Source organism: Frondihabitans sp. PhB161, assembly GCF_003814635.1.
Classification (GTDB): Bacteria; Actinomycetota; Actinomycetes; order Actinomycetales; family Microbacteriaceae; genus Frondihabitans.
Genome location: NZ_RKQW01000001.1, coordinates 1444870 through 1466661, shown reverse-complemented (window position 1 = coordinate 1466661; position 21792 = coordinate 1444870). Strand labels below are relative to the sequence as shown.

Genomic DNA, 21792 nt, shown 5'->3' with positions numbered 1-21792 from the left:
GTCGGGTTTCCCACGTGTGATCTGCGTGAGTTTCGGGTTCACGACTGCCGCGAGTTTCGGGTTCACAGCAGTAAACCGACTATAGGTGACCCCCGCTCGGGTTACATACCCCCAAATAGGGGTGGAACGGTTCGCAGAACGGAAAACAAGGATCCGACTGCTCCGGTTCAGGTTCGGACGAGCCTATTTGGCGGCCTCACCCTGGAACACCACGGCCGGAACGGACGTCCCGTAATCGACGGTGATCCGCACGTCACCCTGCTCCTTGGTCGGCACCGGAAACGTGTACGTCGCAGTCGCCGTCTTGCCAGCGGCGATCGAGTTCGGGAACCCCTTTCGCTGCGATACGAGCTCGTTCGAGGGGGTGTCGTCAGAACCGTAGGTGACGTTCACGACAGTGGATGTCAGATCGAGCGTCTTCGACGAGCCGTTGTCGATGCTGACGGTGAAGCGGACGGAGGGGCCGGAGACCTCCCCGACTCCATCTCCCTTGCCCGAGACGGATGCAACACCGTCAAGAGACACACCCACCAGCGAGGTCAGCTTCGCCGGTGTGCCGAGATCGACGGGCTCCTGCGCGAGACCCGAGGAGGTACCGGGCTCTGCCGTTGCCGATGGGGTCGACCCTGGGACGCTCTGAGTGCCAGCGGCCGGCATCTCCGTCGGCTCGATCGTTGCCGAGCCGGCGCCCGGTGTCGCGCTGGCTCTCGAGGTCGGGGCGTCGGAATACGTCGCAGTCGCGCTGTTCGTGGGCCCGGCAACGGGAGCGTTGCCGGCATTCGTGAGCACGACGACGAGGAGAACGACGACGAGGGCGACCCCCACGACGATGCTGGCTGTGGTGATGACGGCGCGACGGGAGACGCTCATGCCTGGTCCTCTCGGGTCGAAGGGCGCTACGGCGACCGACTGCTATTATCGCCGGACCTTGACCCCGTCATCACAGCGCGTCGCTTCCCGAAGAGCCGACCCGGCGACCGCGACCGGCCGCTTCCGCTTGTCTCCCGCCGGTATTGCCGTCGCGCTCTTCGTCGTGGCGACCGTGATCGCGCTCCTGGGTTCGTGGAATGTGTCGCTCTGGACCGACGAGGCAGCCACGATCTCCGCCGCGAGACGCAGCACCGGAGAGCTGTGGCAGCTGGTCCACAACATCGACGCGGTGCATGCCGTCTACTACTTCATCATCCACTTCTGGGGCGGGGCATTTGGGTGGAGCGCCTTCGCGGTGCGGCTGCCGAGCGCCCTTGCCGCGGGGGCCACCGTCGTCGGCGTGTGGTCGCTGGCACGACGACTCGGGCGTCCGGATGCCGCCTTGACAGCAGCCTTCGTCGCCATCGTCCTGCCCCGCATCACCTGGATGGGCATCGAGGCGCGGTCGTTCGGGCTCAGCGCCGCCATCGCGGTCTGGGCGACCGTCGCCCTGGTCGTCGCACTGCGAGGCGAACGGAAGGCACGCGCCTGGGCCGGGTACGGGATCCTCGTCGCCGCCGGCTGCGCACTCAATATCTACGTCGCACTGCTCGTCGTCGCCCACGCCGTCACCGTGGCAGCCCTCCTCGCCGCCCGGGCGGCCAGCGTGCGTCGTGCCGCCGCGTGGTTGATCAGCGCGGTGCTCGGGGTCGCGATCGCCTCCCCCGTCGTGGTGGCCTCTCTCGGCCAGCGCGGACAGCTCGGCGACAACGCGGTGTCGGCCCCGGCTCTCGTCCGCCGCGCGATCGTCAATCAGTGGTTCCTCGGCGAGACGCCCACGCGCGTGGGGGCGTCCAGCGATGGTCAGTCGCTGTGGTCGCTCGCGGCGCTCGCCTTCGCAGTGGTCGGGTGGACACTCATCGTGGTCGCCGTCGTGGCTTTGGTTCGGCGACGCGATCGCCTCGCCGTGGTCGTCGCGCTGACCTGGCTGCTGCTTCCCACCGCGATCGTCGCCGTCTACTCCCTGGCCGTCTCACCCCTCTACAACCCGCGGTACTTCACCTTCTGCGCGCCGGCGGCAGCCCTCCTCATCGGGATCGGCATCACCTCTCTCGGCCGGCGCTGGATCCGAATCTCCGCGCTCGCGCTAGTCGTCATCCTGGCCCTGCCCATCTACCTCTCGCAACGCCAAGAGACCGGCAAGAGCGGAACCGATTGGTCGGCGACGGCGAGCTGGGTCGGCGATCATGCCCAGCCAGGCGACGGGGTGTACTTCGCGCCACTCGACACGACGACGGCCGCCACCGTCGAGCGCACGACGCGGAACATCGCCGTGGCCTACCCGAACGACTTCGCCGGACTGCGCGACCTGACCCTCATCGTCGCGCCGACCTCGGACGCCAGCCTTCGCGGCGTCTCCGAGCGACTCCACGCCGACAACCCGCGTCTTCGCGACGTGCAGCGCCTCTGGGTCGTCCGTCCGAGCGACTACGCCCGCGAGTCGGCTGACTCCGATGCTGCAGCCCTGAAGAGTGCAGGCTTCCGCTCCAAGGCCCGCTTCGAGGGCCCCATGGACGACGTGCTCGAATACGTTCGCTGACCCCGACCTGGCAACGGCAAACCTCTGGACGCCACCGGCACTGCGACGAGCCCGATCGCGAGAACGAAGAGCTGTTCGGCGCTGAAGAACGGGCTGAACAGCAGGTCAAACAGCGACTTGGCGACGACGTAGAGCAGCACGGCGGCGGCGGTGCCGTCGGCGATGTTCCGGGTGATTCCGTACACCATGGCGAGCGCCGCCACGGCGATGAAGAGGAGACCGACGACACCGGTCTGAGCCCAGATGTCGCCGAACACCGAGTGGAGTTCGATGTGCCCGCCGAACATGTATCGGGTGACGTAGCCGTTGTTCGGGTCGTAGCCGATCGAGCTCATGCCCTCTTGAGCGACCCGGACCTCAGATGCAGAGGGAACGACACCGGCCCCGAAGCCCCAGGGCGAGTGGCCGATCAAGCCGAGGGTCGCGCCTAGCTCGGGTCTGCCGCCGAGCACCAGCGACCCGGACGCGTTGAACTGCGCCAACGATCTGGCCGTAGTCGCCTCGCCGAGGATTCCGGACAGCACGAGGGTCTGCCCGACGTTGTAGACCACGAGTCCGACGACCACGACACCCAGCGAGACCAGGAAAGCGGACCCGCCGTGCCCTGCACGAAAGAACGGGAGTTGCGCGACGAGGAGAACGACCGCCAACAACAGGAGGCCGAACGTCGCGCGGGCGTCGTTCGTCGCGGCGAGACCCGTCAGCGCGAGGACGACCAGGAGCTCGACCCACCACCGACGGGAGAGGTTCGCCGCCGCGAGACCGATGACTGCCAGAGGAATGGCGAACCCGAACTTGTAGGGGTTCGTCGCGAACTGCGCCGCAGAGGGGTCCACTCCGAGCAGGAGCCCCACTCCGAAGAAGAGCGCCACCATCGGCAACGACAAGACGGTGCGGGCCCACAGGACGAGGCCGATCGACAGCAGGGCACCGATCAGGAGCACCGTGGTGCTCGTCGCGATGCCGCTATCCACCGCGTGGTCGCCCCTGTTCGCGATCTGCAGCCAGATTCCGGCACCCGCGGCGAGCGTTCCGACAATTAGCAGCAGCGGCATGAAGCGGTAGTAGCGCACTGTCCGCAGCCAGAGGGGAGTGAGAAGGGCCGCGACAACGAAGCCGACTTCGACACCCTGCGGCAGGGTAATTCGCATCGCCAGGAGGACGAGTGCGACGGCGGCGATGCCCCTCGAATACAGGGGCGGCAACTGCATCGAAGCCTCGCCCGAGCTTCTTTCCGCCATTGCCGGCTTCTCGTCGGTCGTGGCCCGTTTGCGCGCCACAAGGCCGGAGAGAGAAGTCATTTCGCAACTCTAAGCGAGTCGCGAACACGAGGGAACGTATGGTCTGTCCTCCAAAGCGTCCACACTCTGTCGGGGGCTTTTGGCAAATTGCCTGTTCCAGGAAGCTTTCAGCACGGATAGGGTTACACGCATTGTTCCCTTGTGGCCCCCATTCTGGGGACACCCACTGACGCTCCTCCGACGAAAGGACCACCCAAGGGTGACTTCCTCTGCGCCTCGCCACGCTGTGAGACGGCGGCGATTCTCTTTCCCCGCCGTCGCCGGTCTTTCCGCCGGCGTGCTCCTCGCCGCCACTCTTCCCGCCCAGTTCGCGACCGCGGCCCCCGCCACCGTCGTCTCTGACTCGTTCGCGCGAACCGTCTCGAGCGGCTGGGGCTCCGCCGCCAAGGGCGGTTCCTGGACAGCTAGTCTCGGCGCCGGCGCCAGCGCAGCGGTCGCCTCGGGCGAGGGCCGGATCACCGGGCTCAAGCCGGGTGCTTCCGCTCGACTCGCTCTCAAGCAGGCGAATTCTCTCGACACCGGAGTGCGGGCCACCATCGGTCTTCCCACCGCGTCAGCAACGGTCTACACCGCCTTTGAGATCCGGCGCCAGAGCGACGACTCCACGTATCGCGGCCGGGTCGAGATCAGCAAGACCGGCTCAGCCGTTCTCGCTGTCTCACGACTCAACAAGACGGTCGAGGTCAATCTGGGCCGTTTCACACTTCCCGGCACATACGCCCCTGGTGCTGACATCGCGGCCGAATTCCAGGTGACGGGCTCAGCCAAGGTCTCGATCCGGGCCCGCGCTTACCCCTCAGGAGCCGTCGCGCCCGGGTGGCAGCTGTCTCTGACGGATTCGTCGTCGTCGCGCATCTCGGGCGCCGGGAGCCTCGCCTTCTGGGAGTACGCCAGCGGCAGCAACACCAACGCGGCCAGCACCACCCTCGACAACCTGTCGCTGACACAGAACCCCACCACGAACGCGAACACCCCCGCGCCAGTGCCAGTGCCAGCGCCGACCCCGTCGCCCACGACACCCCCGGCCACCCCCGCGCAGCCGGTCACGCCGCCGGTCTCCACCCCGGTGACCTCCGGCGATCGAGGTTCGGCGACCGTCGGCAGCACCCGCTATGCCGTTCCAGCCGGCGCCATCCTGGTGTCGCCCTCCGGCAACGACTCGGCCAACGGCAACTCGAACGCCCCCGTTCGCACCCTGGCCGCTGCCGTCGCGAAGGCCAGCAACGGAGCGACGATCGTCCTCCGCGCGGGCGTCTACAACGAGTCCGTCACGGTGCCCCGGTCGAAGACGCTGACCATCCAGTCGTACCCCGGCGAGACCGTCTGGCTCGACGGCTCGAAGCAGGTCACCGACTGGAACACCTCGGGCTCCAGATGGACGACGCCGTGGAACTACTTCCCGTCGTCGCAGATCGACGGCATCTCCGACAACCCGTGGTTCGTCGACTCCGCTAAGCCGTACGCGGCGCGACCCGACCAGGTCTTCCTCGACGGCACCGAGCTCACGCAGGTCGGTTCCGCCGCAGCCGTGACCGCCGGGACCTTCTACCCCGACGCGAACTCGGGACGCATCGTCCTAGGCTCCAACCCGAACGGCCACTCGGTTCGCATCAGCAACCAGGAGCAGGCACTGGTCGTCCAGTCGCCGAACACAGTGCTGCAGGGCTTCGGAGTCCGCCGATACGGCACTCCGTACCTCCAGCGCGGCGCTGTCCGACTCAGCAACACCGGCATCACGGCACGCAACCTCACGGTCGAAGACAACGCGATGATCGGCATCAACGTCGAGAGCGACAACACGACCCTCGATCACCTCACGGTGACCGGCAGTGGTCTTCTCGGCATCGGTGCGAACTCGGCGTACGGGCTCAAGGTTCAGAACTCCCTGGTTCTCGACAACAACGACCAGGAGTTCAACGCCCAGCCCGTGGCCGGCGGAATCAAGGTGACCCGGTCGCGCGGCGTCGACATCTCGAACGTCGACGCGAGCGACAACGTCGGAAACGGCATCTGGCTCGACGAGTCGGTGTACGACGCCACAGTCGTCAACAGTCGTTCCACCGACAACACGGTCGACGGGATCCTTGTCGAGCTCTCGGACCACGTGATCGTCGCGAACAACGAGTTGAACGGCAACAAGATCGGTGTGATCGTCTACAACACGGCCAACGTGCAGATCTATAACAACGACATCGGCGGCAACCGGCTGTTCGGCGTGAAGCTCGCTCAAGACGAGCGTCGCCAGGCGAACACGGCTCTCACCGGCCATGATCGCCGACGTCCCCTTCCCGACCCGACTCTCACCTGGATCACGAAGAACGTCACGGTCTCGAACAACGTGTTCGGATCCGGCGGTCTCTTCCAGATCTACGCCCTGGACGGCGTGACGAACATCCCGGTCGACAACATGAACCTCGTCATCACCGGCAACCTCTTCAACCAGCGCCTCACGGGAGCCCAGTCCACCCTGGTCGGCTGGGGTGGTGGCGACAACCGCACGGTGACCCGGTACGACTCGGTCCAGGCTCTCGCCAAGGCCAAGGGATCGCGCTGGAACAACGTCGAGACCACCGCGGTCCTGCCGATCGCCAGCATGATCGCGGCGATCAAGTCGGCGCTGGGTGTCGCCGTGGGCATTCCCGACGATGTTGCGGCGGCCATCGGAGTGAAGTCCGGCACGAAGGGCCTCGGCGTCTTCGACGACTAGACCCCGCACCACGAACACCAGACGCCGCTCGGGCACGACCCGGGCGGCGTCTGGCGTTGCGGCGGGTGTGGGCCGTGCGACGAGCGCGCAACTCAGGCAAGTGGGCGTGATGAGCGCGTTCTCGCGCGTGGGCAGGCCGGAACGCGCCTGGATTGCTGCCGGACGAGCGGCAGCGCGGCGCGGGCACACGCGGCGCCGGGACGCGCGGAGGCACGGCGCGGGGCACTTGCGGCACGAGGGCCCGCGGGAGCGCTCCGGTCGGTGCGCACGACTCAGGAACACAGTCCCCAAAGACCCCGAAACACAAGGATCCGCGCCCACCCGCCGCTCCGCATCCTGAACCGCGCGCGTCAGCGCCGCGAGCAAGCCCCTACAGCGCCGCGATCGTCCAGGCGGCCCGGTGCGTCGCACCCGGAGCGAGGCGCACCACGTCGTCGCCGGTCGAGAAGGCGTCGGGCGGGCACGTCATCGGCTCGACGGCGAGGCCCACGCGGTTGAGTGCGGCCTCCGGGCGGTCGGCCGTGTGCACCTGCACCCACGGCAGCTCGGTGCCCCAGGTCATCGAGACGCCGGAGCCCGCGCCGGAGCCCACGCCCACGCCTCCCTCGCCCGGAGCCCGCACCACCACTCGCGCAACACCCGAGTCGTCTCGCGTCAACCCGGTGAACGCGTGGTCGATGAACGTCTCGCCGATCACCCGGGGTGCCTGGAAGTCGAAGACGCCCAGCGGCGAACCGGCCCCGGGGCCGTCGACCGGCTCGACCGCGACCGGCAGCAGGCGCTCTTCCGTCACCGTGACGACCTGCGACGCGGGCAGCTCGAGCGTCCAGTCGTCGACGTGCCCCTCGCCGGCGCGGAGGTACGGGTGCGGCGCCGTGCCATAGGGGGCCTCGGACGAGCCGGTGTTCGTCGCGGCGACCGTCGTCGTCAGCCCGTCGTCGCCGAGCGCGTAGGTGACCTCGATCGTGAGCGGCCAGGGGTAGCCGTCGTTCGGAACCACGTCGGCGGTCAGCGTGACCGACGAATCGCTCCGGTCGATCACCGTGTAGCGCGCCCACGCCAGGAAGCCGTGCAGCGCATGCCCGCGGGCCGGCTCGGTCAGCGGCAGCTGGTAATCGACGCCATCGAACGTGTAGGTGCCGTCGACCACGCGGTTCGGCCACGGCACCAGGATCGCCCCGCGGAACACCGGCCGGATCTCGTCCGCCTCGAACGGCACGACCAGGTCGCGTCCGTCGTGCGTGAGCACGCGCAGTGCCGCTCCGACCGCGGCGATCGTTGCGCTGTACGGGCCGTGGGTGATGGTGGTCTGCTCGCCGGAGAGCGGGGAATTCGTCATCGAATGTCGTCTTTCGTCAGGGTTCGGTCTTCAGGGTAGAGGTCGCGGCGGCCGAGCGACGCCGGTCGACTGGCGGACCACGAGCTCGTAGTCGGCCACGATCGAGGCGAATCCGAGCGCGGGTGACGGATCCTTGATCCTCGCCACCAGCAGCTCGACCGCACGCCGCGCGATCTGCGAGCTTCCCGGCGACATCGTCGTGAGGGTCGGGTGGGCGAATCGGGCGTCGCGGGTGTCGTCGATGCCGATCACGGCCACGTCGCCGGGCACGTCGACACCGCGTTGCAGCAGCGCCCACTGCGCCCCGAGCGCGAGCGCGTCATTGAAGCCGAGAACGGCGTCGAACCGCACCGCAGGATCCCTCGCCCCGGCCTCGAGTGCTGCCACCGCCGCGGCGGCTCCCGCGTCGCGACTCCACGCGTCCGTCGGCGCCAGGAGCGCGTCGACCAGCGGGAGGCCGGCCTCGGCCATCGCGGCCTGGAACCCCCGCAGGCGCAGAGCGGACGTGTGGGTCGCGACCGCTCCCCCGGGGCCGAGCACCAGGATCCTGCGCCTGCCGATCTCGAGCAGATGCTCCGTGGCGCGCTTCGCCACCCCCTCATCCGCGATCAGCACATGATCGGCGAGCCCCTCGAACTGGCGCTCGCCGATGATCACGAGTGGTTCTCCGGCGAGTTGCGGCGCGTCGCTCGGGCCGATGGCCAGCGGGTCGATGATGGCCCCGTCGATCAGCTGGCGGCGCTCCCCGCTGATCGCCTGGAGTTCACGATCGCGATCGCCGCCGGTCGTCTCGACGAGCACCGTTAGGTCGTGCTCGCGAGCCACCGCGATCACCTCCTGAGCGAGCTCCGCGAAGAAGGCCTGATCGAGCTCGGGAACGATGAGCGAGATCATGCCCGTCCGCCTGGTGCGCAGTCGTCTCGCCGACAGGTTGACCCGATAGCCGAGCTTGTCGACGGCCGCCCCGATGCGCGCCCGGGTCTCGGGGCGCATCGAGGGGTAGTCGTTGAAGTAGTTCGACACGGTCTTGAGCGAGACGCCGGCGAGGCGGGCCACGTCGTTCATGGTCGCGGGCATGGGCTTGGCCTTCCTCCTCGTCGGTGCGGTCGCGGCGGCGGCGCGGCTGGCGCGGGCTTTCGCGGTGGCGCGGCTGGCCCGGGCGCTAGCGCTGTTTCTACTGCTTGGCCAGGCGCACGACGTTCCAGCTCAGCGGCGGCAGCACGACGCTGAGCACCGAGCCGTCCCAGCTCGTCTTGTCGTTCGCCACCGGAGCGACGCTGTCGGCGCTGTCGACCGTGACGGACTTGTAGGGGTCGGCGTCGTGCAGCGTCGTTGCCTGGACGAGACGCACTCCACCGAAGGCCCGGGTGTCGACATCGACCGTGAGCTCTTCGGTGAGCGATCGGTTAATCGCGAAGACGCTCACATCGCCGGTCTCCGGGTCGTGGGTGGCGACGGCGTCGAAGGCAGGAACAGCCCCGTACTTCGCCGTCTCGTGAACCGGCGACTGCATTTCGACGCGCAGCACGTCGCCCCGCGCGAAGCTCGACGCCTGCGCGAACGGGTGGAACGTGGTCTGCTTCCAGCTGCGCCCACCGGTCTCGGTCATGATCGGAGCGATCACGTTGACAAGCTGCGCGAGGCTCGCACTGGCCACGCGGTCGGAGTGCTTCAGCAGCGAGATGAGCAGGCCGCCCACCACGACGGCGTCGGCGACGTTGTACTGGTCTTCGAGCAGCACCGGGGCGACCGGCCAGTCGGTCGGGTTCTTCGATGCTTCGCCGTCGAGGTACCAGACGTTCCACTCGTCGAACGAGATGTTGATGCGCTTGGTCTTCTTCTGGGCTGCGCGCACGTGGTCGACGCTGGCGACAACGTCGTCGATGAAGTGGTCCATCTCGACACCCGCCGCGAGGAAGCTGGCGAGGTCGCCGTCTTTCTCCCAGTAATAGGCGTGCATCGAGATCAGGTCGACCTCGTCATAGGTCTCTTCGAGCACCTCGCGCTCCCAGGTACCGAACGTGGGCATGTCGGCGCCCGAGCTTCCGCAGGCGACCAGCGTGAGGTCGTTGTCGATGAGGCGCATGGCGCGGGCTGTTTCGGAGGCGAGGCGCCCGTACTCGCGGGCGGTCTTGTGGCCGATCTGCCACGGGCCGTCCATCTCGTTGCCGAGGCACCACATCTTGATGTCGTAGGGGTCGGCCGAGCCGTTCTTCTTGCGCAGGTCGGAGTGGAACGACCCGCCGGCACCGTTCGTGTAGTCGAGCAGATCGATGGCCTCCTGAACGCCGCGCGTGCCGAGGTTCACCGCCATCATGGGCTCGACGCCGGCCTTCTTGGCCCAGCGCATGAACTCGTCGACGCCGACCAGGTTCGGCTCGGTGGAGTGCCAGGCCAGGTCTTTGCGCACTGGGCGGTCGGCGACCGGGCCGATGCCGTCTTCCCAGCGGTAGCCCGAGACGAAGTTGCCGCCGGGGTAGCGCACGGTCGAGATGCCGAGCTCGCGCACGAAGTCGATCACGTCGCCGCGGAACCCGTCGGCGTCGGCGGTGGGGTGCCCCGGGTCGTGGATGCCGCCGTACACGCAGCGGCCGAGGTGTTCGACGAAGGTGCCGAAGGTGCGGCGCGAGACGGGAGCCACCACAAAGGACGGGTCGAGGGCGAGGCGGGCGTTGGGCATAGGATCTCCTTCAGTACATCGTTGTAACGCCCAGTTTGTACAACGTTGTACTTGCGCGTCAAGGGGGCTGCGCTGGTCACTTCTCAGGCGGTTGGGCGCGTCCCAGCTCGCGCACCCGCTGGCCTGCGCTTGTGCGCGGCTGGATTCCTGATGAGCGCACCTGCGATCGCGTCCGGTGGCGTTCGCACACCGCGGCAGACCAGGATCCTGCGCACCCCCGCTCACACTTCAGGCATCCGGGCGCGTTCCGCCCGCGATCCCCATGCCTGCGCTCCCGTCGCGCTCGCATGCCTGACTCATGCACCTCCAGCGTGCTGCGTTGCACGTCCTCGCTGCGGGAGACCAGGATCCTGCGCAACCCCGCTCACACATCAGGCATCCGGTCGCGTTCCGCCCCGCGAACCCCGCGCCCGCACTCCCGTGGCGCTGGCATTCCTGAATCCATCACCTAGCGCCGCACGCCACCGCTCACACTTCAGGCATCTGAGCGCGTCCCGCCCCGCGATCCCCATCCCTGCTTTCCCCCGCGCCTGCATTCCTGAATCCATCACCCAGTGCCGCTCGCCACCGCTCACGCATCAGGCATCTGAGCGCGTTGCGCCCGGCGATCCCCATGCCTGCGGCCTCCGCGTGCCTACATTCCTGAAACGCGCCCCGCGAGGGCGGCGCGTTGCGCGTCCTCGCCGCGGCCGACCGGGATCCTGCGCAACCCCGCTCACACATCAGGCATCCAGGCGCGTTCCGCCCCGCGGACCCCGCGCCCACACGCCCCCGTGCCTGCATTCCTGAAACGCGCACCCGCGAGCGCGTCCAGTGGCGTTCGCATGCCGCGGCAGACCAGGATCCTGCGCAACCCCGCTCACACATCAGGCACCCGGGCGCGTTCCGCCCCGCGAACCCCGCGCCCGCGCTCCCCCGCGCCTGCATTCCTGAAACGTACACCGCACGCACGCACGCACACCCGTTAACCACCGCAGGCAGACCCGAAGGCCTGCCTGCAGCGACTGCGAAAAGGAGGAGGAGTCGCTAGACCGTGACGGTCGCGAGCACCTCGTCGAGGACGGCCGAGGCCTCCTCGTCGGTGGATTTCTGGGCGAGAGCGAGCTCGCTGATCAGCACCTGACGCGCTTTGAGGAGCATGCGCTTCTCGCCGGCGGACACGCCGCTGTCTTGGTCGCGGCGCCAGAGGTCGCGGACGACCTCGCTCACGCTGTAGACGCTTCCGCTGCCCATCTTCTCGGTGTTCGCCTTGAAGCGACGCGACCAGTTGCCGGGCTCTTCGACGTGATCGCTGCGGAGCACGTCGAACACCGCCTCAACACCCTTGGCGTCGATGACGTCGCGGACGCCGACCAGATCGACGTTGTCGACCGGCAGCTCGATCATGAGATCGCTGGCGTGGACGTTCAGGGTGATGTATTTCTTCTCAGCGCCCTTGATGGTGCGGGTCTTGACCGCGGTGATGGTGGCGGCGCCGTGGTGGGGATACACGACGGTCTCCCCTACTTCGAAAATCATCTAGTCGTGCCTCTGTTCTCTTTGCGTGTCGTCTCGGCAGTCTTACCATTCTACCCGATAAATCCGTTGTATGATCCGCCGCTCTAGACCGACCGGGACGCCCTCCCCGGTGACGTGGGCCGGATCCTGCGACAATGGCACGACCATGCCGATCAGCCGCCGCGTCTTCGTGACCGGATCCCTTACCGGAGCCGGGGTACTGGCGCTGTCGGCCTGCTCGAGTCCGTCTCCGGCTCCGACGGCGAGCAGTCCGGCGCCGACCGGTACGCCGACGCCCACCGCGACGACCGCCTCGGGTGTGACGCCGGCCGCATTCCGGCGCAGCTCGTGGGGCGACGACCCCTACGCGTACGGCTCGAACAGCGTCCTGACGACCGAGTCCACCTCCACTGACCGCGAGACCCTGCGGGCTTCGCTCGACGACAAGGTGTTCTTCGCGGGCGAGGCCGTCGCCGCGACGTGGCCCGGCACCGTCACGGGTGCTCGCCTGTCGGGTGTCGCCGTGGCCGCCGAGGTCGCTGCCGTAGCGGCTCCGGGCGAGCGCATCGCCGTGATCGGCGCGGGCATCGCCGGTGCGACGGCCGCTCGCACGCTCGCCGATCAGGGTTTCGACGTGGTCGTGATCGAGGCTCGGCAGCGGGTCGGCGGCCGGATCGCCTCCTCCCAGGGCGACGACTGGCCAATCGAGGTACAGACCGGCGTCTCGATGCTGTTCGGCGACGGAGCCGCCGACCTGGAGAGTCTGCTCACGAGCGCCGGCGTTGTGACGGTGCCGTTCGAGGCCGAGACGACAGCACGTGAAGGATCCGCGCGTACCCGATTTCCGACCACCGCCACCGTCGCCGCCACTCTCGCTTCGGCCCGCGCCTGGGCCGACCGTCAGAGCGCCGAGGTCAGCGTCGATGGCGCACTCGACGGTTCCGGTGTTCGGTCGAAGCTGTCGAGTGCCCCCGACGCGTCGGGCGTCTCCGATGCCGACCGTCTGGCCTGGGTTCTCGCCGAGGCGCTCCCCGCGCGTTTCGGCGCCGACGCCGACGCGCTGTCGTCTCGCGCGCTCTCCGTCGGGGCCGCTCCGGTTGACGCCCAGCTCGTCACGAAGGGATTCGCCGCCTACGTCGCCGGGCTGCTGACCGATCTCGACGTGCTGCGGGGCAGCAACGTCACTCAGATCACCTACGCCAACGAGGGTGTCGGCCTCCGTCTGGTGACGGGCGAGTCGCTCTCGGCCGACCGGGTCGTGTCGACGATCCCGCTGGGCGTGTTCAAGAAGCAGCGGATCGTCTTCGTCCCGGAGCAGTCGGCGGTGCGCCGCAGCGCCATCGACCGGCTCGGCATGGGCGTGCAGGACGTCCTCTGGCTGCGCTTCGACGAGCGCATCTGGTCGACCGACGACACCGTCTGGGCGATCCTCGACGACGACGCGACCTACCGCCTGTGGGTCAACCTCGAGCCGGCGACGGGCTACCCGATCCTGGTGGCGCTCATCGGCGGCGAGTCTGCGGTGGCGGCGGAAAAGCTGAGCGACGCCGAAGCGGTCGCTGCGGCGGTGGCCGATCTCGCGCCCTACCTCGACCGGGTGGCAGACGACGCGTCGCCCACCCCGTCGCCGACCCCGAGCTCGTGAGGTGCGGTCGCCCGCTCGGGTGAGCCGTCGGATCCTGCGTTCGTGTCGTCACCCGAGGCGAGCACGCGGCGCCGCCTCGCCAGGTGCCCGGGCCGAACATGGCTCAGGCCGATGAGCGCCGTCAGCACGCCGACGAAGATTGCGAGCACGAGAGCGTTGTAGAGCCGGAACTGCTCGGGGCTCACCTGCGTCGGGTCGAGGAAGAAGTACGGGTACCAGCGCACCTCACGGCCGCGCTCGAGCGTGTAAAGACCCCAGATCAGCGGAAAGATCAGCACCAGAGCGAGGGTGCGCCAGCGGACGGGCGTGCGACCCGGAGCGAGGATCCAGTCGAGGAGCACGTAGGCGGAGATCCAGAAGTGGAGCACCTGGCTCGAGGTGGGGAACGCCAGCGCGTAGTGGTGCGAGGCCGATTGCGTGACGAGTACGGCGAAGACGACTCCTGAGACGATCACGTAGGTGGTGACGATGGCGTGCACCGCGGCGAACCAGGGTGGGTCGCTCCGGCCCCGGAAGGTGAGGATGCCCGAGACCACCAGCACGGCCACGTTCGCCATGTTGCTCTGCTGCGTGAAGTAGCTGAAGTAGTTCGCGGTCGCGAAAGTCGAGAACCCGATGACGTATTCGAAGTTGGCGACGAGCGCGGCGATGGCCACTCCGGCCGCGGCGAGGCGCAGGAGGCCGGAGACACGGAAGGTCCACGGCGTCTGCATCCGACCGAGGGTACCGAGAGCGGCAGGGAGAGCACCGAGCGAAGGATCCGTCGGGGTCACCGGGTCACGGCCGGCCGGTTCGACGCAGGGCTTCCCGTCGCTGGCGACGAGCGCTTACTCGTCGACGGCGTTGAATCGCTCGAGCCCGTCGGCGAGACGGTCGATGTCGTCGTCGCTCCAGTCGGCGAGCCTCCGCTCAAGCTCGGCGTGGTTGGCCCGGATCGACCGCTGCAGCAATTCACGCCCGCGGTCGGAGAGGAGCAGCAGCTGGCCGCGCGCCTGACTCGTGATGGGTTGGACGCCGACCTCGACGAGCCCGAGCTCTTGGAGGTCGCCGATCTGGCGCGAGACGGTGGAGCGGTTCAAGCGCATGGCCGACGCGATGTCGACGGCGCGGCAGTCGGGGGTGACCGCGATGAAGTTGAGGAGCGTGTGCTGCACGACGGTGAGCGGCTCGGCCGTGCGGCGGCTTCGCGCGGCCGCCCGGCGGGAGATGGCCTGCAGTTCGGCGTAGACGGCCTGCATTCGGTCGTCGCGTTTCGTGGTCACGTCGTCGAGCTTAACGATCGGGTGTAATGTCTTTCTGTGTTGCATACTGCAACAATAACTCCCCTCGTCTTTTGAAAGGCAGCATGTCTACGAATACGCACTCGCTCCAGGAGGTCGCGATCCGCCAGTCCCCGCGTCGTGACGACCACAGCCACCGGCTGCCGTCGTCCTCGTCGGGCCGCGAGACGCCCGCTGGTCCGCGCATGTTCCTGGGCACGCCGGTCGCCGTCTTCAAGGCGTTCGGCACCGCGATCCTCGTGCCGCTCTTCCTGGGCCTCGGAATGACGCTCGCCTACCTCGGCGCCTTCCACCAGCCGACGCCGCACGAGCTCCCCGTAGCCGTCGTGGGCACCAGCGCCGAGGTCAAGGTCTTCGCGCAGACGCTCAGCGACGGGGCCGACGGCCAACTCAGCGTGCGCACCGTCGCCTCCGACGCGGTCGCTCGCCAGCTCATCACCGACCGCGAGATCACCGCGGCGTACGAGCCCACCGCCACCAGTGCGTCGCTCCTCGTCTCGTCGGCCGCGTCCGAGACGAGCGCCAACGTCGCCCAGAAGGTGTTCCTGCCGATCGCCTACGAGTCGAAGCTGCCGTTCACCGTCGTCGACGTCGTGCCGTCGTCCGCCAACGACTCCACCGGACAGGGACTCTTCTTCCTCCTCGTCGGGCTCAGCGTCGGCTCGTACGCCACGGCTGCCGCGGTCGCCGCCTTCGCCTCACGTCTCGGCATCCGCTGGTCGCTCGTGACCGCCGCCGTCCTCTCCGGTGTCGTCGCAGCCATCGCCCTGATCATCGCCGGGCCCGTCTACCACGTGGTCGACGGCCACGTCTGGGGCACCTGGCTCGCCGGCTGGCTCTACTCGCTGGCCATCGTGCTGATCGGCGTCGGCCTGCACCCGGTGCTCCGCCACTGGACCACCGCCGCCCTCACCATGCTCTTCGTGATGTTCAACTTCACCTCGTCGGGCGGAATCTTCGCCGTGCACCTCATGCCCGCGTTCTTCGCCGCTATGAACGGCTTCTGGAACGGCGCCGCCTGGCTCGACGCCGCGCAGACCATGCAGTACTTCCCCGGCCAGGCCTTCGGGTGGGACATCCTCCGCCTCGGCATCTGGGCCGCCGTCGGCCTCGGCCTGACGCTGCTCACCCACCTCCTGAGCCGTCGCCGCACGCGCATTGCGAACGAGCGCGTCGTCATGCGCGAGGAGGAGCAGGTGGTGGCGGCGTAGGTGGGTGGTGCGGTTGCGTGCGCGGTTGCGGTTGCGTGCGGGTTGGGGTTCGCGTTCGCGTTCGCGTTCGCGTTGGGGTTCGCGTTCGCGTTCGCGTTCGCGTTCGCGTTCGCAGAACAGGAGACCAGTCGCGCGTGGGCGTGAGTATGCGGGGTGTGGCGCCAGGCAGCGACAGAACGCCTGAAGTACGACCGGCGCCGGAGCGATCGCACCGCAGAGCCACCCGACGCCAGGGCCCGCGGGAGCGCTTGGCCGGCTGGAGCACGCCAGGAACTCCTGGTTCTGTTCCTCTGGGCGCAACTCAGGCATCCAAGCCCGGCGAGGTCCCACACCCGCGCATATCGCCCCACGCGCGCCTCATCACCTGAAAAGCGAAACGCGCGCAGGATCCTGCACCACCCCGCGCACCCCCACACTCCCCGCAACTCAGGTATACAGACCCGGCCAAGCCCCTCACCCGCGCAAATCACCCGTCACGCGACTCGTCACCTGAAAAGCGAAACGCGCGCAGGATCCTGCACCACCCCGCACACCCCGCCCCCGCCCGCAACTCAGGCATCCAAGCCACGCGAGGCCCCGCACCCGAGCGAACAACCCGTCGCGCACCCCGTCACCAGAAAAACGAACCGCACGCAGGATCCTGCACCGCGCCGCACACCCCACCCCCGCGCGCAACTCAGGTATACAGACCCGGCCAAGCCCTATGCCCGCGCAAATTGCCCGTCACGCGCCTCGTTGCCTGAAAAGCGGACCGCGCGCAGGATCCGGCCCAACGCCGCTCATCCCAACCTCGCCCGCAACTCAGGTATCCAAGCCCCGCGAGGCCCCACACCCGCGTAAATTGCCCCGCGCGCGCCCCCATCACCTGAAAAGCGAACCGCACGCACAGAGCGGCCCCAGGACGCCCTCGCATCCTGCGGCCGCTCACCCGTGTGAACTACTTCGCAGCGGACAGGTCGTACACCGTGCTCCCACCCACGGTTGTCGCGGTGAAGTTTGCCTCCACCCAGGTCTTGATCGCCGAGGAGGTCGACGATGAGCCGCCGCCCATCCCGCCTCCGGAGCCACTCGACACGTAGTAGCCGATGTCGCCCGCGGCCACGTAGGCCTTGAACTCGGCGAGAGTCGGCGTCGGGTCGTCGCTCCAGCCGCCGATCGCCATCACCGCAGTGCCGCTCGACAGTTCGAGCGTCGCCGCCGACTGGTCGTTGTTGACGGCCGCAGCCCAGCGCGCGGTGCTCTTCTTCAGGAGGGTATCGAGGGCCGTCGAGGAGGTCGTGCCACCCATTCCCGCAGCGGAAGACGAAGACGAGGATCCGCCCGACGCCGAGTCATCCGATGTGCCGGCAGAGCTCGAGTCCGATCCGCCCGGCGCGGTGCCGCTCGGAGCGGAGTCGCCCGAAGGCATCTCACCGGAGGGCATTTCGCCCTCTGAGCCCGACTCGCCGATCGTGCTGCCGCCGGGCCCGCCAGTGCCAGACGGCGGGGTTCCACCACCGCCAGCGCCACCCGTGCCACCGCCCATGCCGCCGCCACCCATGCCGGACGAACTCGACGACGATCCCACGCTCGGAATCGACCCCGAGTGCCCGACCGACGCCGTCGCCACGGCATACGCTCCCGATCCCCCGAAGGCGAACAGGGTGCCGACGAGCACGGCCGCGAGGGTCACACGTCGGAAGGCCGCGATCGAACCGATCACGAAACCGATTGCCGCAAGCACCGAGCCGATCAGCACGACCCACTTGAGCCAGGGCATCCAGGTCGCGTTCTCGGAGAGGAGGTGGAACGACCACGCGCCCGTTCCGGCGATGGCGGCTGCTAGGCCGAGGCGTCCGAGCCAGGTGGTGCGCATGCGCCAGAGGAGGGCGCCGCCGATGCCGATGAGTCCGGCGATCGCGGGTGCCAGAGCGACTGTGTAGTAGGGGTGGATCGTGCCGCTGGTGAAGCTGAAGACAAGGGCCGTGACGATCAGCCAGCCGCCCCACATCACGAGGCCGGCGCGCAGCGGGTCGAGGCGCGACCGGCGACCGGCGATGATCAGACCCAGCACGAGCAACAGCAGTGCGGCGGGCAGCAGCCACGAGATCTCGAGTCCCATCTCGCTCGAGAAGAGGCGGGTGAGGCCGGTCGAACCGCCGAAGGATCCGCCTGCGGTTCCCCCTCCGGCACCGCCACCGCCGCCGTTACCCGACCCCGAGCCGAAGAACCGGCCGAGTCCGTTGTAGCCGAAGGCGAGCTCCAGCACCGAGTTGTTGGTCGAGCCGCCGATGTAGGGGCGGGAGTCGGCCGGCCAGATGGCGACGATCGCGACCCACCAGCCAGCGCCGACGACGACTCCTACGAGAGCGCCGAGCACGTGCAGGAGGCGCTTCCAGATCGTGGTGTTGGCTGCGAGCAGGTAGACGAGCACGAAGGCCGGGGCCACGAGAAGGCCCTGCAGCATCTTGGTCAAGAAGGCGAAGCCCAGCACGAGCCCGGCCGCGGCCAGCCACTTCCAGCTCGCCTTCGGCAGAGCGCGGACCACGAAGTGGGCGGCCAGCGTCATGAGCAGGACGAGAAGCGCATCGGGGTTGTCGAAGCGGAACATCAGCGCGGCGGCCGGGGTGCAGGCGAGCGCGAGGCCGCCGACGAGGGCACCGGCGGCCGAGAGGCGCGGGCCGAGCGCGGCGAGGCTGCGCCGCACGATGGCGAAGACCAGTGCGACGCTGCCCACGCCCATCAACGCCTGCGGAACGAGGAGGCTCCACGAGTTGAAGCCGAAGATCCGCGCCGAGATGCCCATCACCCACAGCGAAGCCGGCGGCTTGTCGACGGTGATGAAGTTCGACGAATCCAAGGATCCGAAGAAGAGAGCCTTCCAGCTCTGACTCCCCGCCTGCACGGCGGCGGCGTAGAACGAGTTCGCCGTGCCGCTGGCCGACAGCCCGACGATGTAAAGGAGGCCGGTGGCGACGAGAAGCCCCCAGAGGCTCGGCCTGACCCAGGCGGGGTCGGCGCGGCTGCCGAGGAGCACTCGGGCGGCGAGTCGGCGTTCTCCGGTGGCACCGGGCGACGGTCTGGTCGCGATGCTTCCGGTGAGAGGTCCGGCGTGTGCGGTCATGGGTAGTCCTCCGGGTTGGCGGACTTCGAGGATCGCTGGCGCGGCTTTCGGCTTTCTATGAGGCGTCGATACGCCTGCTATGCATCGTGCGCGGGGCCGGGCAGGCGGGCGGCTGCGAATGGACATGGCGGACGACCGAGGCTCGTCCGAGGTCCGCCACGTCCATCCGCAGCCGCGCTAAAAGCACAGCTCTAGGCGGCGGCAGTCTCGGAGGTCGCGGCAACGAGCTTCTCGACGACGTCGCTCAGCTGGCCGACGACCTCGGCGTCGTCCTTCGGGTGCGTCTCGGCGAAGCGGACGACCGAGCCGGGGATCGCGAGCTTGACATCGTCGAGCACCTTGGCGCCGGTGATGCCGAAGGCCTTGCGGGTCTCGTCCTGCGCCCACACGCCGCCGAACTGGCCGAACGCGGAGCCGATCACTGCCGTGGGCTTGCCCACGAGGTTCGACTCGCCGTAGGGGCGCGACGCCCAGTCGATTGCGTTCTTGAGGCTGGCGGGGATGGTGCCGTTGTGCTCGGGTGTGACCACGAGGATCCCGTCGGACGCGCCGATCGCCGCACGGAGCTTTGCGGCTCCCTCCGGCACGGCACCGTCTACGTCGATGTCTTCGTTGTAGAAGGGGATGTGGCCGAGGCCCTCGTGGATCGTCAGCGTGACGCCCTCGGGGGCGACCTGGGCGGCCGCCTCGGCGAGCTGGCGGTTGGTGCTGGCAGCGCGGAGGCTACCCACGAGGACGAGGATCGAGGAATCGGACATGTTTTCTCCTTTGGTGGCAAACAGCTACAACCCGCTCAATTCGGCCGACCGCGGTCGTATTCCCGCGGTCACGAATTAGCCGACGCGTGATGTCGATTTCGGCCTTCCGAAAAGCTGGTGCGACGGCGACACCCCATGCCAGGGTGGACGAATCGAAGGGGAGTAGTTCCTCCAACGGTGCGTCGACATACTGGCGGTCACGACGACCAGCCCGGCGTACCTCCTCGTGACAGCCGCTCCCGGTGGCTGAGCGAGGCGAACGAGACCTTCGGCCATTCAGGCCGAAGCTCCTCCCTGCCCGGAAGCGCTCGGCCGCGACCGAAAGCCCGCCATGCTCACTCGTTCTCTTCCTGCGCCACTGGTGCGTCGGATCCTGCTCTGCCTCGCCATCGCCGTGCCGGCCGTGGTGTTCCGCATCACCGGTTTCGCGCCGAACCCCGTCGTCGATCTCGTCGTGTTCGGGGCCGCCGTCGTCGCGGCGTCGTTCTTGCTCGCCTGGGCTGCCGAGGCCGCGCAGAAAGATATCTCGGGGGCGCTCGCCATCGCGATCCTCGCTCTCATCGCCGTGCTGCCCGAATACGCCGTCGACCTGTACTACGCGTTCCGCTCCGGCTCCGATCCGGCTTACGAGCAGTTCGCCGCAGCCAACATGACCGGCTCGAACCGCCTGCTGCTCGGCTTCGGCTGGCCGCTCGTCGTATTCGTCGCGCTCTTCATCGCCCGTCGCGCCGCCGCGGCTCGAGGAGCATCCGGCCGCGCGGTTCCCCGGGCACTCAACCTGCCGGGATCCTCGCGTCTCGATGTCGGCGTGCTCGCGATCGTGGCCGTCATCGCGTTCGTGATCCCGCTCACCGGACAGATCGCGCTGTGGTTCGGAATCATCCTGATCGCTGTCTTCGCCGCCTACCTCTGGCGGGCCGGCAACGCCGCGAACGATGACGGCGACGAGGAGTTCGTCGGAACGGCAGCGCACATCGCGGGCCTGCCCGCGCGCCTTCGCAAGATCACGTTCGTGGCGATGTTCGTCGTCGCGGCGGCCGTGATCCTCTCGTCGGCGGAACCCTTCGCCGATGCCCTCGTGCAGTCGGGATCGTCGCTCGGCATCGACAGCTACTTCCTCGTGCAGTGGCTCGCACCGCTGGCCACCGAGGCGCCGGAGTTCATCGTCGCCGTGCTGTTCGCCCTGCGCGGCCAGGGTGCCGCCGCCATCGGAACGCTGATCGCCTCGAAGATCAACCAGTGGACCCTCCTCGTCGGATCGCTCCCCATCGCCCACCTCCTGGGTGGCGGCGGCACCGACCTCCCCCTCGACGGACGCCAGGTCGAGGAGTTCGTCCTGACGGCGTCGCAGACCGTGATGGGGGTCGCGATCATCGTCGCGCTGCGGTTCCACCGGTGGGCCGCCATCGCGCTGGTCGCCCTGTTCGCCCTGCAGTTCGTCGTCACCGGCGAGACCGGGCGCTACGTGCTGAGCGCCGTGCACATCGCCGTCGCGCTCGTGGCGCTGTGGCTACAGCGGCGCGACATCCTGCCGACGATCACGGCGCCGTTCCGGCGGCAGTCGTCGATCGCGGCGGGCCCGGGCGAGCGGGAGCTGGCGGGTTCGGAGCGCTAGCGGCTCGGGGTGCGGGCGCGCATTTCAGGCATGCAGGCGCGCCCGGCAGCGCTCACCCCGCTGCGCGGCCAAGCGGATGCAGACTTCCTGATACCTGCACGGTGGGCAGGGCGCTGTGAGGGCAGACGCCAGGGCCCGCGGGAGTGC

Annotated in this window: 15 protein-coding genes; 5 read left to right on the top strand and 10 right to left on the bottom strand. The window is 68.5% G+C overall.

Annotation, left to right across the window (positions count from 1 at the left end):
* Window positions 1-183: 183 nt before the first annotated feature.
* Window positions 184-870, bottom strand: a complete 687-nt coding sequence (locus tag EDF39_RS07060) for a hypothetical protein (protein WP_123941675.1) — start codon at window positions 868-870, stop codon at window positions 184-186.
* Between the two features lie 58 nt (window positions 871-928).
* On the opposite strand from EDF39_RS07060, the gene EDF39_RS07055 reads away from it, so the two are divergent.
* Window positions 929-2509, top strand: coding sequence for a DUF6056 family protein (locus EDF39_RS07055; RefSeq protein ID WP_158613182.1), 1581 nt, complete (start codon window positions 929-931; stop codon window positions 2507-2509).
* Here EDF39_RS07055 and EDF39_RS07050 read toward each other — a convergent pair.
* Window positions 2398-3810, bottom strand: a complete 1413-nt coding sequence (locus EDF39_RS07050) for a hypothetical protein (RefSeq protein WP_123941671.1) — start codon at window positions 3808-3810, stop codon at window positions 2398-2400. The genes EDF39_RS07055 and EDF39_RS07050 overlap by 112 nt on opposite strands.
* 226 nt (window positions 3811-4036) lie before the next feature.
* Here EDF39_RS07050 and EDF39_RS07045 point away from each other — a divergent pair, with 226 nt between their 5' ends.
* On the top strand, window positions 4037-6517 hold the full coding sequence (locus EDF39_RS07045) for a right-handed parallel beta-helix repeat-containing protein (protein ID WP_123941669.1): 2481 nt from the start codon (window positions 4037-4039) through the stop codon (window positions 6515-6517).
* 370 nt (window positions 6518-6887) lie between these two features.
* Here the strand turns inward: EDF39_RS07045 and EDF39_RS07040 are convergent, their stop codons facing one another.
* The 4 genes from EDF39_RS07040 to EDF39_RS07025 form a co-directional block, all read right to left on the bottom strand.
* On the bottom strand, window positions 6888-7856 hold the full coding sequence (locus EDF39_RS07040; RefSeq protein ID WP_123941667.1) for an aldose 1-epimerase family protein: 969 nt from the start codon (window positions 7854-7856) through the stop codon (window positions 6888-6890).
* A 30-nt stretch (window positions 7857-7886) separates the two neighbouring features.
* Window positions 7887-8933, bottom strand: coding sequence for a LacI family DNA-binding transcriptional regulator (locus EDF39_RS07035; RefSeq protein WP_123941665.1), 1047 nt, complete (start codon window positions 8931-8933; stop codon window positions 7887-7889).
* A gap of 97 nt (window positions 8934-9030) precedes the next feature.
* Window positions 9031-10536 carry an alpha-N-arabinofuranosidase gene (locus EDF39_RS07030; RefSeq protein WP_123941663.1) on the bottom strand — a complete coding sequence of 502 codons (1506 nt, stop codon included), beginning with the start codon at window positions 10534-10536 and terminating at the stop codon, window positions 9031-9033.
* A 1026-nt stretch (window positions 10537-11562) separates the two neighbouring features.
* Window positions 11563-12054, bottom strand: coding sequence for a CarD family transcriptional regulator (locus tag EDF39_RS07025; RefSeq protein ID WP_055959934.1), 492 nt, complete (start codon window positions 12052-12054; stop codon window positions 11563-11565).
* 145 nt (window positions 12055-12199) lie between these two features.
* Between EDF39_RS07025 and EDF39_RS07020 the strand changes: the two genes are divergently transcribed.
* Window positions 12200-13678 carry an FAD-dependent oxidoreductase gene (locus tag EDF39_RS07020; RefSeq protein WP_158613181.1) on the top strand — a complete coding sequence of 493 codons (1479 nt, stop codon included), beginning with the start codon at window positions 12200-12202 and terminating at the stop codon, window positions 13676-13678.
* Here the strand turns inward: EDF39_RS07020 and EDF39_RS07015 are convergent.
* Together EDF39_RS07015 and EDF39_RS07010 are read right to left on the bottom strand one after the other, a co-directional pair.
* A complete protein-coding gene (locus tag EDF39_RS07015; RefSeq protein ID WP_123941659.1) occupies window positions 13618-14391 on the bottom strand; it encodes a Pr6Pr family membrane protein in 774 nt (257 codons plus the stop codon). The two genes, EDF39_RS07020 and EDF39_RS07015, sit on opposite strands and share 61 nt — an antisense overlap.
* 114 nt (window positions 14392-14505) lie before the next feature.
* On the bottom strand, window positions 14506-14940 hold the full coding sequence (locus tag EDF39_RS07010) for a MarR family winged helix-turn-helix transcriptional regulator (RefSeq protein ID WP_158613180.1): 435 nt from the start codon (window positions 14938-14940) through the stop codon (window positions 14506-14508).
* Window positions 14941-15023: 83 nt separating this feature from the next.
* Here EDF39_RS07010 and EDF39_RS07005 point away from each other — a divergent pair, with 83 nt between their 5' ends.
* The gene (locus EDF39_RS07005; RefSeq protein ID WP_123941655.1) at window positions 15024-16169 is read left to right on the top strand and encodes a hypothetical protein; all 1146 of its coding nucleotides are present in this window, start codon (window positions 15024-15026) and stop codon (window positions 16167-16169) included.
* 937 nt (window positions 16170-17106) lie between these two features.
* Here the strand turns inward: EDF39_RS07005 and EDF39_RS06995 are convergent.
* Complete coding sequence (locus tag EDF39_RS06995) at window positions 17107-19272, bottom strand: glycosyltransferase family 39 protein (protein WP_123941653.1); 2166 nt, start codon at window positions 19270-19272, stop codon at window positions 17107-17109.
* Window positions 19273-19463: 191 nt separating this feature from the next.
* Window positions 19464-20030: an NAD(P)H-dependent oxidoreductase gene (locus EDF39_RS06990; RefSeq protein WP_055959949.1), complete on the bottom strand. Its 567-nt coding sequence runs from the start codon at window positions 20028-20030 to the stop codon at window positions 19464-19466.
* A gap of 331 nt (window positions 20031-20361) precedes the next feature.
* Here EDF39_RS06990 and EDF39_RS06985 point away from each other — a divergent pair, with 331 nt between their 5' ends.
* Window positions 20362-21645 carry a sodium:proton exchanger gene (locus EDF39_RS06985; RefSeq protein ID WP_123941651.1) on the top strand — a complete coding sequence of 428 codons (1284 nt, stop codon included), beginning with the start codon at window positions 20362-20364 and terminating at the stop codon, window positions 21643-21645.
* Window positions 21646-21792: the final 147 nt, after the last annotated feature.

Coding starts and splice junctions, on each gene's coding strand:
- EDF39_RS06985 (WP_123941651.1), top strand. CDS start 20,362: ATGCTCACTCGTTCTCTTCCTGCGCCACTGGTGCGTCGGATCCTGCTC.
- EDF39_RS06990 (WP_055959949.1), bottom strand. CDS start 20,030: ATGTCCGATTCCTCGATCCTCGTCCTCGTGGGTAGCCTCCGCGCTGCC.
- EDF39_RS07040 (WP_123941667.1), bottom strand. CDS start 7,856: ATGACGAATTCCCCGCTCTCCGGCGAGCAGACCACCATCACCCACGGC.
- EDF39_RS07015 (WP_123941659.1), bottom strand. CDS start 14,391: ATGCAGACGCCGTGGACCTTCCGTGTCTCCGGCCTCCTGCGCCTCGCC.
- EDF39_RS07005 (WP_123941655.1), top strand. CDS start 15,024: ATGTCTACGAATACGCACTCGCTCCAGGAGGTCGCGATCCGCCAGTCC.
- EDF39_RS07060 (WP_123941675.1), bottom strand. CDS start 870: ATGAGCGTCTCCCGTCGCGCCGTCATCACCACAGCCAGCATCGTCGTG.
- EDF39_RS07025 (WP_055959934.1), bottom strand. CDS start 12,054: ATGATTTTCGAAGTAGGGGAGACCGTCGTGTATCCCCACCACGGCGCC.
- EDF39_RS07050 (WP_123941671.1), bottom strand. CDS start 3,810: ATGACTTCTCTCTCCGGCCTTGTGGCGCGCAAACGGGCCACGACCGAC.
- EDF39_RS07030 (WP_123941663.1), bottom strand. CDS start 10,536: ATGCCCAACGCCCGCCTCGCCCTCGACCCGTCCTTTGTGGTGGCTCCC.
- EDF39_RS07020 (WP_158613181.1), top strand. CDS start 12,200: ATGCCGATCAGCCGCCGCGTCTTCGTGACCGGATCCCTTACCGGAGCC.
- EDF39_RS06995 (WP_123941653.1), bottom strand. CDS start 19,272: ATGACCGCACACGCCGGACCTCTCACCGGAAGCATCGCGACCAGACCG.
- EDF39_RS07035 (WP_123941665.1), bottom strand. CDS start 8,933: ATGCCCGCGACCATGAACGACGTGGCCCGCCTCGCCGGCGTCTCGCTC.